This window comes from Pseudomonas kielensis (genome assembly GCF_030505375.1).
GTDB lineage: Bacteria > Pseudomonadota > Gammaproteobacteria > Pseudomonadales > Pseudomonadaceae > Aquipseudomonas > Aquipseudomonas kielensis.
In genome coordinates, this window is record NZ_CP130043.1 from 362,546 (window position 1) to 374,584 (window position 12,039).

General features: G+C 62.9%; 11 protein-coding genes and 1 pseudogene. 6 read left to right on the forward strand and 6 right to left on the reverse strand.

The window, feature by feature from the left end:
* Positions 1 to 92: 92 nt before the first annotated feature.
* The 3 genes from Q1W70_RS01925 to Q1W70_RS01935 form a co-directional block, all read right to left on the reverse strand.
* Positions 93 to 1,067 (reverse strand): FecR family protein, encoded by a 975-nt coding sequence (locus tag Q1W70_RS01925; RefSeq protein ID WP_302098597.1) that lies wholly within the window; start codon positions 1,065 to 1,067, stop codon positions 93 to 95.
* 40 nt (positions 1,068 to 1,107) lie between these two features.
* Positions 1,108 to 1,608: a sigma-70 family RNA polymerase sigma factor gene (locus tag Q1W70_RS01930; protein ID WP_166590803.1), complete on the reverse strand. Its 501-nt coding sequence runs from the start codon at positions 1,606 to 1,608 to the stop codon at positions 1,108 to 1,110.
* Positions 1,609 to 1,722: 114 nt separating this feature from the next.
* The gene (locus tag Q1W70_RS01935) at positions 1,723 to 2,109 is read right to left on the reverse strand and encodes a type 1 fimbrial protein (RefSeq protein ID WP_302098598.1); all 387 of its coding nucleotides are present in this window, start codon (positions 2,107 to 2,109) and stop codon (positions 1,723 to 1,725) included.
* A gap of 189 nt (positions 2,110 to 2,298) precedes the next feature.
* On the opposite strand from Q1W70_RS01935, the gene Q1W70_RS01940 reads away from it, so the two are divergent.
* From Q1W70_RS01940 to Q1W70_RS01955, 4 genes are all read left to right on the forward strand, one after another.
* Complete coding sequence (locus Q1W70_RS01940; protein ID WP_166590805.1) at positions 2,299 to 2,814, forward strand: sigma-70 family RNA polymerase sigma factor; 516 nt, start codon at positions 2,299 to 2,301, stop codon at positions 2,812 to 2,814.
* Positions 2,784 to 3,797, forward strand: coding sequence for a DUF4880 domain-containing protein (locus Q1W70_RS01945; RefSeq protein ID WP_232534590.1), 1,014 nt, complete (start codon positions 2,784 to 2,786; stop codon positions 3,795 to 3,797). Before Q1W70_RS01940 ends, Q1W70_RS01945 begins: the two co-directional genes overlap by 31 nt.
* A gap of 169 nt (positions 3,798 to 3,966) precedes the next feature.
* On the forward strand, positions 3,967 to 6,318 hold the full coding sequence (locus Q1W70_RS01950) for a TonB-dependent siderophore receptor (RefSeq protein WP_256669857.1): 2,352 nt from the start codon (positions 3,967 to 3,969) through the stop codon (positions 6,316 to 6,318).
* Positions 6,319 to 6,405: 87 nt separating this feature from the next.
* A complete protein-coding gene (locus Q1W70_RS01955) occupies positions 6,406 to 6,795 on the forward strand; it encodes a VOC family protein (RefSeq protein WP_166590807.1) in 390 nt (129 codons plus the stop codon).
* A 22-nt stretch (positions 6,796 to 6,817) separates the two neighbouring features.
* On the opposite strand, the gene Q1W70_RS01960 is transcribed toward Q1W70_RS01955, so the two are convergent.
* From Q1W70_RS01960 to Q1W70_RS01970, 3 genes and pseudogenes are all read right to left on the reverse strand, one after another.
* Positions 6,818 to 8,260 (reverse strand): mechanosensitive ion channel domain-containing protein, encoded by a 1,443-nt coding sequence (locus Q1W70_RS01960; protein ID WP_302098599.1) that lies wholly within the window; start codon positions 8,258 to 8,260, stop codon positions 6,818 to 6,820.
* Between the two features lie 174 nt (positions 8,261 to 8,434).
* Entirely contained in the window at positions 8,435 to 9,061 is a 627-nt protein-coding gene (ycaC, locus tag Q1W70_RS01965) for an isochorismate family cysteine hydrolase YcaC (RefSeq protein ID WP_166590809.1), read from the reverse strand.
* Positions 9,062 to 9,210: 149 nt separating this feature from the next.
* A pseudogene (locus Q1W70_RS01970) lies at positions 9,211 to 10,078 on the reverse strand (pirin family protein).
* A 104-nt stretch (positions 10,079 to 10,182) separates the two neighbouring features.
* Between Q1W70_RS01970 and Q1W70_RS01975 the strand changes: the two are divergent.
* Together Q1W70_RS01975 and dkgB are read left to right on the forward strand one after the other, a co-directional pair.
* Positions 10,183 to 11,091, forward strand: a complete 909-nt coding sequence (locus Q1W70_RS01975; protein ID WP_166590825.1) for a LysR family transcriptional regulator — start codon at positions 10,183 to 10,185, stop codon at positions 11,089 to 11,091.
* Between the two features lie 138 nt (positions 11,092 to 11,229).
* Positions 11,230 to 12,033: a 2,5-didehydrogluconate reductase DkgB gene (gene dkgB / locus Q1W70_RS01980; RefSeq protein ID WP_166590811.1), complete on the forward strand. Its 804-nt coding sequence runs from the start codon at positions 11,230 to 11,232 to the stop codon at positions 12,031 to 12,033.
* Positions 12,034 to 12,039 lie beyond the last annotated feature (6 nt).

Genomic DNA, 12,039 nt, shown 5'->3' on the forward strand with positions numbered 1-12,039 from the left:
ACCTTGTCCTGTTGATCGCAAATAGATGCGGCCGTTAATGCAAACCAGTTGCAGTTGGACAAGAAGACGAAGAACTCGAAAAAAACCTGAATCTATCGCGCAATTATTTCCTGGCTGCCGTCTTCGCGGGTACGGATCGCCACGGGCAGGATGCTCGGCAAGGCCTTGAGCAAGGCCTCGGTGTCGTCGGACTTGAACACGCTGGTCAGACGCAGATTGCCCACCGCTGCGCTGCCCACGGTCAACGGCCGCTCCCGATAACGCGAGACCTCGGCCGCCACTTCACTGAGGCTGGCATCGTTGAACACCAGCTTGCCGCTGCGCCAGGCGGTCAGCGCCTGGGCATCGACCGCCTGGGCCCGGGCAACCCGCCCCTGAGCGTCAATCCGGGTCGCCAGCCCTGCCGTGAGGCTGACCCACTCACTGTCGCGCCCCTGCACCTTGACCCTGCCCTGCTCCACCACGACCCGCGTTTGCTGAGCGTCGCGGCGTACATCAAAGCGAGTGCCGGTCACCGTCACCTTGCCCGTACCCGCCACCACCACGAACGGCCGATGGCTGTCGTGCGCGACGTTGAACATGGCTTCGCCCTGGGTCAGCTCGATGCCCCGGTGGTCGCCCTGGAAATTCACCCGGACCTGACTGCGACTGTTGAGCTCGATCAGCGAGCCGTCCGGCAAGTTCACCTGGCGGCGCTCGCCCAACACGGTGGAAAACTGCGCCTGGTAGCTGGTCGGGCCAGCCAGGCCATTGAACAGGCCGACACCCACCGCCACCGCCAGCACACTGGCCGCCACCGCATACTGCAGCAGAGGCCGGCGCTTGATCCGCGTGGACGGGGTGGCGCACAGGGCTTGCAGGCGCGCCTTGGGCACCAGCTCGGTGGCACTCCACAGGCCTTGCAGCAGTTGATACTCATCGCGGTGCTGAGGGTGTTGCGCCAGCCAGGCGCTAAACCGTTGCTGGTCGCCAGGGTTCAGCGGTGCGTCCTGCACACGGGTAAACCACAGCGCCGCCTCGTCGCGAACCGTGGCCTGTCCGCACGCGCAATCACGGTTATCCATCATGGAAGGTCCTGTCGGGCGGTGGCTTGGAATGGCGGGGGATTCATGGCGCAGCCCCGTCTAGGCGCTCACGTAGATGCCGCAGGGTGCGGATCATATACTTTTCCACCATGTTTTTAGACAGTCCCAGGCGTTCGGCGATTTCCGCCTGGGTCAGCCCTTCGAGCTTCTGCCAGATGAACACCGTGCGACAGTTGACGGGCAACTCGGACAGCGCCCGCTCGATGCAGTCAGCCAGTTGGATCGCGTGCATGTAGTGCTCCGGGTCATCGCTCGACGATCCACAAAGATCCAGCGCCTCGGACTCCATGGCCCCCCGACGGTCCTCACGCCGGTAACCATCCACCGCGATATTGCGCGCCGTCTGGTGCAAATAGGCCCGTGGTTGCTGCACCTGGCTCGAGTCGGATTCCAGCACCCGCACGAAGGTGTCGTGGGCCAGGTCCTCGGCTGACGCCCGGTTGCGTAACCGGCGTGTCCAAGTACCGACCAACTCTTCGTAGTGCTCGAAAAATCCGGGTCTGCGGGGCAGCTTGGGGGTCATTGCGGAGCGCTGTGTTGGCGATGGCGTGAATAGTAATGCTTCCTATTAATGCCGGCAATGCAGCGCCTGGCCACCCGTCCTCTCAACCCTCGCCTACGTTAGCTGTGCCCGATCTCACGGCATGATCAGGGTGATCAGGTAATTGCCCGAGCGGACCGGCTTGCCCGTTTCGTCCAGCAACTGATACTGCCGATCGAAATACCGACTGTCCCGGCCCGTCTCGGCCAGCAACTTGACCTTGACCTTGACCGTCGAAGCGTCGAGGGCCGTGACCTGGCTGACCGGAACCAGGCGTTGCGCCTCGATAGTCGTCCCGCGGCTCTGTGCCGAGCACCCCGTCAGCGCCACGACGGCACCCTCGCCCGCACTCGAGGTGCAGGCGGGTTCGACAATCGCACCCTGAAAGTGGATAACGCCCTGGGAGGGCGCGCTGGCCGCCACACACAGGCCATTGAATGCAGCGTACAAACTGATTCCGAGCAACAGTTGCTTGCGGTTCATGATCAACGCTCCTTGGGGGGTCAAGGACTGCATCGGCAAGTCTGGCTGAAATCTTGAGTTTTTAAAGCGACGGCGGTTTTGGGGGATGCCAGAAGGGATATTTCACGGTGCTTGCCAGCCAGGCCAACGGCAAATATGATAATCATTATCATTTGTAACTTTCCCGCCTCTCACGCCGTGCGAATCCCCATGCCCTCGACCTCTCCCGCCAGCCATCACGGACTCGCCACCCTGTACCGCGAGCAGCACTCCTGGCTGCAACGCTGGTTACGCTGTCGGCTCGGCTGCTCCCACAGTGCCGCGGATCTGGCGCAGGACGTGTTCGTGCGCTTGCTGGCCAAGACCGAACTGATCGAGGTCCAGGCCCCACGCAGTTTCCTGGCGACGGTGGCGCAGAGTGTGCTGTCCAACCACTACCGCCGGCAGAAACTCGAAAAGGCTTACCTGCAAGCCCTGGCCACCCTGCCTGAGGCAGTGATACCTGACCTCGAAACCCAAGCCATTCTCCTGGAGACCCTGCTCGAACTGAATGCCGTGCTGGAACGTCTGGAGATGCCCGTGCGCAAGGCCTTCCTCTGGTCGCAACTGGACGGCTTGAGCCATGGCGAGATTGCCGAGCGCCTGCAGGTGTCGATTGCCACGGTCAAACGCTACATCATCAAGGCCGGTGCCCAGTGCATCCTGCTGGATGGGGGCTGGAGCTGATGGAGTCGCGGGGCGCGTCATCCACCCAAGCGCCGATTCCCCTGCCCGTCGCCGAGCAGGCCATGCACTGGCTGCTGGAGTTGCAGGCCCCCCACGTCAGCGAACAAACCCGCGCACACTGGCTGCAGTGGCGCCAGGCCGACGCCCTGCATGAAATGGCCTGGCAACGGGCCCAGGCGTTTTCTTCGCGCATGAGCAGCCTGCGATCACCGGGCCAGCGCCCACTCGCCAACGCCGCGCTGGCGCCCATGCTGTCGCGGCGCAGCGCCTTGAAAAACCTTGCCCTGTTGCTGGCCGCCGGCGGTACCGCGTGGAGCGCCCGCGACAGCGCGCTGGTACAGGACTGGCGCAGCGACTTCAGCAGTGCGGTCGGTGAGCACCATACCGTTCAACTGGCTGACCAGATACAGGTGCAACTCAACACCGACAGCGCCATCGAAATGCGCTTCGATCCGCAGCAGCGGGTGATACGTCTGTTGCGCGGCGAAATGCTGCTCAACTCGGCCACGGCCCTTCCCTTATGGGTAGAAACCACCGAAGGTCGAGTGCAGATGTTCGGTCAGCAACTGGCCGTGCGCCAACGCCAGGGGTTCACCCAGGCCAGCAGCCAGAGCGGCGGCCTGGGTATTTACCCGCAGGCGCGAGGCAATCCGTCGATCAGCGTGGCCCCCGGGCAAGTGGTCAGCTTCGATCGGCACAGCCTGCTCGCCCAACGCCCCCTGCGTGCGGGCGAGTTGGCCTGGAGCCACGGCATGATCGTCGCCCAGGGCCAGCGCCTGGCCGACTTCCTCGCGGAGCTGGCACGCTACCGGCGAGGCCATCTGGGCTGCGATCCGAGCCTGGGCGACTTACGGGTCTCGGGGACGTTTCCGCTGCACGACACCGACCAGGTGCTGCTCGCCCTGAGTGAAACCTTCAACCTCGACGTGCAGCACCTGACCCGCTACTGGGTCACCCTCAAAGCCAGGCCTAACCTGGCCTGACGTTTTTTTGCACACGGGTGAGCCGTTTCCGTTTCTGGCGAGACTCGTATCCCCAAAGATCACTTTTATTGGGGAATCACCTATGCAGCACGCGCATCCAACACGCCACGGGCGGCCACACTTGATCAAGCAACAGCTGGCCGCCGCCGTGCTGCAAGGCCTGGCCTGCATGAGCCTCGCCAGCCCGTTACTGCTGGCCGCGAGCGCAGTGCAGGCAACGCAGCAGCAACTGGACTTTGCCATTCCCGCAGGTGCCCTGGGCAACGCCCTGGCACAGTTTGGCGAAACCGCGCACTTGCTGCTCAGCTATCCCGCCGAGCTTACCGAGGGCCGCACCACCCAGGGCCTGAACGGTCGCTTCGAGGTCGATAACGGCCTCGCCACCCTGTTGGCCGGCACCGACCTGGAGGCCCTGCGCAGCACTAACGGTGGATACCAGATCGCCCGGCGGCAGCACACCGATGCGTTGCAGCTGGACGTCCTGAGCATTTCCGGCAAGGCGCCCGGCTCGACCACCGAAGGCAGCGGCTCCTACACCACGCTGTCGTCCAGCAGTTCGACACGGCTGAACCTGACCCCCAAGGAGACCCCGCAATCGCTGACCGTGATGACCCGCCAGCGCCTGGATGACCAGCGCCTGACCACCCTCAGCGACACCATGGACGCGACCCCGGGGATCATCGTGCTGCGCGACGGCCTGGGCGCAGAAAGCGACAGTTTCTGGTCCCGGGGTTTCGAGATCCAGAACTTCGAGATCGACGGCGTGCCGACCGTCACGCGCATGGACAACTACGCCCAGAGCATGGCCCAGTACGACCGCGTGGAAGTGGTGCGAGGCGCCACCGGCCTGATCAGTGGCATGGGCAACCCGTCCGCCACCATCAACCTGATCCGCAAGCGCCCGACCGCCGAGGCCCAGGCCAGCGTGACGGGCGAAGCCGGTAACTGGGATCGTTACGGTAGCGGTTTTGACGTGTCCGGCCCGCTGACCGAGAGCGGCAACGTGCGCGGTCGAGTGGTGGCGGACTACAAGACCGGCGGTGCCTGGGTCGACCGCTTCAAGCAGGACTCACAACTGCTGTATGGCATCAGCGAATTCGACCTCACTGAGGAAACCTTGTTGACCCTGGGCTTCAGCTACCTGCGCACCGATGTCGATTCGCCACTGCGCTCCGGCCTGCCGACACGTTTCCCCAATGGCCAGCGCACCGATCTCAGCCGCTCGACCAACGCCTCGCCGGACTGGTCGCACAATGACCACGAGCAGACCAGTTACTTCACCTCCATCGAGCAGCAACTGGGCAACGGCTGGAGCGGCAAGGTCGAGTTCACCCACACCGAGAATAAATTCGACGAGGTCTTCACCTACCTCAACGGTACCCTGCAGACCGATGGCAGCGGCACCAGCCTGTTGCCGGTCAAGTTTGCCGGCACACCGCGCCAGGACAACCTCGACCTTTACCTGACCGGCCCCTTGAGCCTGCTGGGTCGCGAACACGAAATCATCGGTGGCCTGACCCTGTCCAAGTACAACGAGAACGTCCCCAGCTACGGTGGCTGGCGCTATGACTATTCCGGCTCACCGGCGGGCGCCATCGACAACCTGTTCGACTACCACGGCAACAACCCCAAGCCGGACTTCCCGGTCACCGGCAAGTCGTCCATCGACGAGACCCAGTATGCCGCCTACCTCACCGGACGCTTCCACGTCAGCGACGACCTGAGCCTGATCCTCGGCGGGCGCCTGGTGGACTGGAAACGCGACACCGAAGATCGCCCCTATGGCGCGCAGGCCAGCGAAACCCAGTCCCGCGAGACCGGGGTTTTCATTCCCTACACCGGGGTGGTCTACGACCTGAACGAGGTCTGGTCGCTGTATGCCAGCTATACCAAAATCTTCAACCCGCAAGCCTCCTGGGTTCGGGATGAAAACAACAAGCCGCTGGACCCGATGGAGGGCACCGGGTATGAAGTCGGGATCAAAGGCAGCCATTACGATGGCCAGTTAAACTCCAGCCTGGCGCTGTTCAAGCTGGAACAGGACAACCTCGCGGTGTGGCAAGCCGAGTACCCCGGCAGCAACGTCTACAAGTCCGAGCAGGACACCACTTCCCAAGGCATGGAGATGCAACTGGATGGGCAATTGCTCGACGGCTGGCAGGTCGGCGCGGGCTACGCCTACACCGTCACCACCGATGCCGACGACCAGCGTATCAACACCACCCTGCCCCGCCATAGCCTCAAGACCTTCAGCACCTACCGCCTGGGCGGCGACCTCGACAAGCTGACCGTCGGCGGTGGTGTCAATTGGCAGAGCAAGGTCGGCAGCGACTTGCATACCTTCACTCAGGGCAGCTACGCGATCACCAACCTGCTGGCGCGCTACGACATCAGCAAGAACCTCAGTGCCTCGGTCAATCTCAACAACCTCTTCGACCGCGAGTACTACAGCTACGCCGGCTATTACGGCAACTACGGCGCACCGCGCAACCTGATGACCAGCTTCAAGTACAACTTCTGAAGCCGGACGCTGGCCTGCCAGGTCGCAGGCCAGCGTTGTCTCGTGCTAGATTCGCCCGCCAACCGGCACAACAAGGAGTGTCCACCGATGAAGTTCGGCTACCTGATCATCTACGTCCCCGACGTTCGCGCGTCCCTCGAATTCTTCTCCTCGGCCTTCGGCCTGGCCACCCGTTTCCTCCATGAATCGGGCACCTACGGCGAACTGGAAACCGGCGAAACCGCCCTGGCCTTTGCCGCCGATGAGCTGGCCGGCATGAATTTCAGCACGGGCCACGTCTCGGCCCATGCCTCGGCCAAGCCACTGGGCATGGAAGTGGCCCTGGTCACCGACGACGTGGTGGCGGCCCACGCTCGCGCATTGCAGGCTGGCGCCCGGGAAATCGCCGCCCCCACCCACAAACCCTGGGGGCAGACCGTGTCCTACGTGCGCTGCCCGGACGGCACGCTGGTGGAACTCTGCTCGCCGATTGCCTGACATCTCTCTGATTGACCGAGCGCTAGGGCCGACGACGCAACCACTGTAGAAAGCCTTTTTTCGCCAGCACTTTCGGCACTTCCTGGCTCAGGGTCTGGGCGCTGTGCAGACGGTAGTCGAGCAAGGCGTGGATGGCTTCGCTGATGTCATGGCGGGCGTCGAGGCAGGGTTTGAGGTAGGCCTTTTCGATGCGGTACAGGCTGCAGAAGGTCTTGGCCGAGAAGTCCGCCGGCAGCGAAGCATCGGAGAGGATGCCGGCTTCACCGATCACCTCCCCCGGCCCCATGCGCCCGGCTTCCAACGGGCTGCCGTCGCGGCTGAGGGTCACCGAGACCACTCCCGACTCGATGATGAACAGGTAATCGCTGACGTCGCCCGCCGCCAGGATCGTCTCGCCGGCACGCAAGGTTACGAGTTGCATGTTCTGGCTGAAGGTGTCTTTTTCGTCCGGGCGCAGGGTGGAGAAAATACTCGAGCTTTCCAGCAGTGCCCGCGGCCGCGAGAAGCCTTCTGGTGCCTGGTTTTCCGCGCTGGACAACAGGCTCACACCCGAGGCCTGCAAGTGTCGGAAGGCCAGGTCGAACAGGGCATTGCGCGCTTCGCGCTTGTGCAGCATGGCGCTGACAAAGGCGCTGATCTCGTATTCCACGCCACTGCTGCTGGCACTTTTCAATGCCACGCTGGGGGCCGGTTTCGCGAGCAATTGCCGGCAACCTTGCATCGCCCGCTCCAGTGCTTCGATCACCGTTTGCGGGCGCGCATGGGGGCTGACCTGCACGCTGACCGCGATGCCGAAAATGTCGCTGGGGCGACTGAAGTTGATGATTTTGGCCTTGGCCGCCAGCGAGTTGGGAATCACCGCCATGCTGCCCTGGGCGGTCTGCAGGCGGGTGGCACGCCAGTCGATGTCGATGACCCGGCCCTCCATGCCGTCGATGGAGATCCAGTCGTCGAGTTGATAGGGTTTGGTGGTGTTGAGCACGATCCCCGAGAACACGTCACTGAGGGTACTTTGCAACGCCAGGCCGACAATGATCGCCACTGCCCCGGAGGTGGCCAGCACGCCCTTGACCGGCAGGTCGAGGACATAGGCCAGCGCGGCAATCACCGCAATCAGGAAAATCACCGCGCCCAGCAGGTCCTGCAACAACCGCCCGGTATGCCCGACGCGCTGCATCATCAGCGCGCCGATCAGCACCGTCAGGGTTCTCGCAGCGAACAGCCACCAGCCGATCTGCAGGCCGGTCGCCGCCAGGTGCAACGGCACATTGTCCGGCCAGGGCGCAGTCTGCAGCGGGTTCAGGCCTTCGTTGAACAGCACCACGCTGAACAACGCGAAAATCAGTACCCGCACCAGCAGCTTCCAGTAACTGCTGGTGGCGCTGAGCAACCGCCACAACAGCATGTCGAGGAGAATCAGGGCCAAGGCGCAGATCAGCGGGTGATCAGTGAAAAAAGACAGCATCGAACCACTCCAGCCATGCCAATGCCGTGACGATTGCACGGACTGCGACACAGTGTAGGAGCAATTGATGGCAGGCAAAGAAGGGACCACAGAAAAACCTGCAGGAGCACAACTTTGCTCCTGCAGGGGATGAGGGATGGCGTACCGAATCGGCGTACGCCACCCGGGCAAGTGTTACTTGCTGTTGGTCAGGGTGTTGTAGCTGGTCATCAGGTTGCGGTAGTCCGGGATGTGGTTGGAGAACAAGGTGCCCAGCCCTTCCACATCGTTGCGCCAGTCGCGGTGCAGCTCGCAGGCCAGGCCGAACCAGGTCATCAATTGGGCGCCCGAGGACGACATGCGGTCCCAGGCCGATTGGCGGGTCAGTTCGTTGAAGGTGCCGGACGCGTCGGTCACCACGAACACTTCAAAACCTTCGGCCAGGGCCGAGAGGGCCGGGAATGCCACGCAGACCTCGGTCACGACACCGGCGATGATCAGTTGCTTCTTGCCGGTGGCCTTGATTGCCTTGACGAAGTCTTCGTTGTCCCAGGCGTTGATCTGGCCAGGCCGGGCAATGTAAGGCGCATCCGGGAACATCGCCTTGAGCTCGGGCACCAGCGGACCGTTGGGGCCGGTTTCAAAACTGGTGGTCAGGATGGTCGGCAATTTGAAGTACTTGGCCAGGTCGGCCAGGGCCAGCACGTTGTTCTTGAAACGGTCGGGGTCGATGTCGCGCACCAGCGACAGCAGGCCTGCCTGGTGATCCACCAACAGAACGGCGGCATTATCCTTGTCCAGACGCTTGTAAGAAGTAGTCATTGCAGTAGTCCTCGCGTGTTATCGATGCCGAGTGAACGTCGGCGTTGGGGGTACCCGGCCGATGCTGGACGTCCAGCACCGGCTGTTCGTTCGCCACCTGTGAGCCCTTACAGCTCAAGGAGCGTAGTCATGATTTGAAGCGGCAGGGGTCAACCCTGCATCTGGCCGAAGCGCCCGGACTGGAAGTCGGCGAACGCCTGGTGAATCTCTTGCTCGCTGTTCATCACAAACGGGCCGTGGCCGACGATGGGTTCGTCAATCGGTTCGCCGCTGAGCAGCAACACCACGGCATCGCCATTGGCTTCCAGGCTCAGTTGATCGCCCTTGCGCTCCAACAGGGCCAACTGCCCTTGACGCACCAGCTCCCACGCCGTTGACCTGCACCGTGCCGCGCAATACCACCAGCGCCGTGTTGCGGCCATCGTGCAGGTCGAGGTTGAGCAACTTGTCGCCTTTGAGGCGCAGGTCCCAGACGTCGATCGGGGTGAAGGTACGTGCCGGCCCCCGCTGGCCGGCGAACTCACCGGCGATCAGGCGCAGGCTGCCGGCCTGGTCCGGCAAGGCGATGTTCGGGATGTCGGCGTCGAGCAGCGTCTGGTAGCCGGCGTCGGCCATTTTGTCCTTGGCCGGCAGGTTGACCCACAACTGCACCATTTCCAGGGTGCCGCCGCGCTTGGCGAATGCCTGGGAGTGGAACTCCTCATGGAGAATGCCGGAGGCCGCGGTCATCCATTGCACATCGCCAGGGCCAATCTTGCCGCCGCTGCCGGTGGAGTCACGGTGCTCCACTTCGCCGTCGTAGACGATGGTCACGGTTTCGAAACCGCGGTGCGGGTGCTGGCCAACGCCCCGCCGGGCATTGGTGGGGGTAAATTCAGCAGGACCGGCATGGTCGAGCAGCAGGAACGGGCTGATGTGTTTGCCCAGGTTGTCGTAGGAAAACAGCGTGCGAACCGGGAAACCATCGCCCACCCAGTGCATTTTTGGGCTGGTGTAGATACCGATGATGTTTTTCATGGTGCCTCCGAATGGGCTGAGTCAGAACATGGACAAAGCTTAAATCCGCCACCATTGATGGGATAGACTGCAAAAATCGCTCTTAGCGTTCTATTTGAGGAACGATAGTGGAAGACCTGAACACCCTGTATTACTTCACCGAGGTGGTCGAACACGGCGGATTTGCCGCGGCCGGGCGTGCCCTGGACATGCCGAAATCCAAGCTCAGCCGGCGTATTGCCCAGCTCGAGGAACGCCTGGGCGTGCGCCTGATCCACCGCACCAGCCGGCATTGCTCGCTCACCGAAATCGGCCAGGCCTATTACCAACGCTGCCTGGCAATGCGCGTGGAAGCGGAAAGCGCCGCCGAACTGATCGAGCGCAATCGCTCCGAACCCCAGGGCCTGGTGCGCATCAGCTGCCCGACCGCGCTGCTCAATTCCTGGGTCGGGCCGATGCTGACGCGCTACATGCTCAAGTACCCTCTGGTGGAGTTGTTCATCGAGAGCACCAACCGCCGCGTCGACTTGATCCACGAGGGGTTTGATATCGCCCTGCGGGTACGGTTTCCGCCCCTGGAAAACACCGACCTGGTGATGAAAGTGCTAGGCAACAGCACCCAGGTGCTGGTGGGCAGCCCGGCGTTCGCCCAGCGCTTGTCGACGCCCGCCCTGCCCGCCGACCTGAGCGGCCTGCCCAGCCTGCACTGGGGGGCGGCGCAACGGGAATACCAGTGGGAACTGTTCGGCCCGCAGGGCGCCACGGCGCTGATCCGCCATCATCCACGCCTGGTCACCGACGACTTGATCGCCCTGCGCACCGCCGTGCTGCAAGGCCTGGGAATCGCCCACTTGCCGGCCGTGGTGGTGCGCGACGACCTGGCCGCCGGGCGCCTGATCGAACTGGTGCCGGGCTGGGCGCCCAAGTGCGGGATTGTCCATGCGATCTTCCCGTCACGCCGCGGCTTGCTGCCGTCGGTGCGCACGCTGATCGATTTCCTGGGAGAAGAGTTCAGCCACAGCGATATTGCCTAGGGGCAAGCGTGGAGCTTCCAGCGGCTGGTCCCATTCGTGATTTTCAGTAAACAATGCTTTGCCGGGACAGCGGTTTTTCTAAAGGCAGGGGCACGGGATACTCAGGGTCATTCCCGTCATCACCTCCTGGAGTCACCCATGTCTGTTCCCGCCTTCGGCCTCGGTACGTTTCGCCTGCAGGGCCAGGTGCTCATCGATTCGGTCAGCACGGCCCTGGAGCTGGGTTATAGGGCCATCGACACCGCACAGATCTACGACAACGAAGCCGATGTCGGCGAAGCCATCGCCGCCAGCGGTATCAACCGGCAAGCGTTGTTCATCACCAGCAAGATCTGGATCGCCAACTTCGCCAGGGACAACCTGATCGCCAGCCTCAAGGACAGCCTGCGCAAGCTCAAGACCGATTACCTGGACCTGACCTTGATCCATTGGCCGTCCCCGGAAAACCAGGTACCGGTGGAGGAATTCATGGCGGCCCTGCAACAAGCCCGGGAGCTGGGCCTGACCCGGCAGATCGGGGTTTCCAACTTCACCGTCGAGCTGATGCAGCAAGCCATCGACGCAGTGGGTGCGCAGAACATCGCGACCAACCAGATCGAGCTGCACCCCTATCTGCAGAACCGCAAGGTGGTGGAATTTGCCCAACGCCACGGTATTCAGATCACCTCCTACATGACCCTGGCCTATGGCGAAATCCTCAACGACCCCGTCATCAAGCAGATTGCCCAGCAGCATCAGGCGACGGCCGCGCAAGTGACCCTGGCCTGGGCCATGCAGCTGGGTTACGCAGTGATTCCGTCATCGACCCGGAGGGCCAACCTGCAAAGTAACCTGGGTGCGGTCGGGCTGACCCTCAGTGACGCCGAGATGGCACTGATCGCCGGACTGGAGCGCGGTCAGCGCCTGACCAGCCCCAAGGGCATCGCACCGAACTGGGATTGACCCACG

Coding starts and splice junctions, on each gene's coding strand:
- Q1W70_RS01925 (WP_302098597.1), bottom strand. CDS start 1,067: ATGATGGATAACCGTGATTGCGCGTGCGGACAGGCCACGGTTCGCGAC.
- Q1W70_RS01930 (WP_166590803.1), bottom strand. CDS start 1,608: ATGACCCCCAAGCTGCCCCGCAGACCCGGATTTTTCGAGCACTACGAA.
- Q1W70_RS01935 (WP_302098598.1), bottom strand. CDS start 2,109: ATGAACCGCAAGCAACTGTTGCTCGGAATCAGTTTGTACGCTGCATTC.
- Q1W70_RS01940 (WP_166590805.1), top strand. CDS start 2,299: ATGCCCTCGACCTCTCCCGCCAGCCATCACGGACTCGCCACCCTGTAC.
- Q1W70_RS01950 (WP_256669857.1), top strand. CDS start 3,967: ATGAGCCTCGCCAGCCCGTTACTGCTGGCCGCGAGCGCAGTGCAGGCA.
- Q1W70_RS01955 (WP_166590807.1), top strand. CDS start 6,406: ATGAAGTTCGGCTACCTGATCATCTACGTCCCCGACGTTCGCGCGTCC.
- Q1W70_RS01960 (WP_302098599.1), bottom strand. CDS start 8,260: ATGCTGTCTTTTTTCACTGATCACCCGCTGATCTGCGCCTTGGCCCTG.
- ycaC (WP_166590809.1), bottom strand. CDS start 9,061: ATGACTACTTCTTACAAGCGTCTGGACAAGGATAATGCCGCCGTTCTG.
- dkgB (WP_166590811.1), top strand. CDS start 11,230: ATGTCTGTTCCCGCCTTCGGCCTCGGTACGTTTCGCCTGCAGGGCCAG.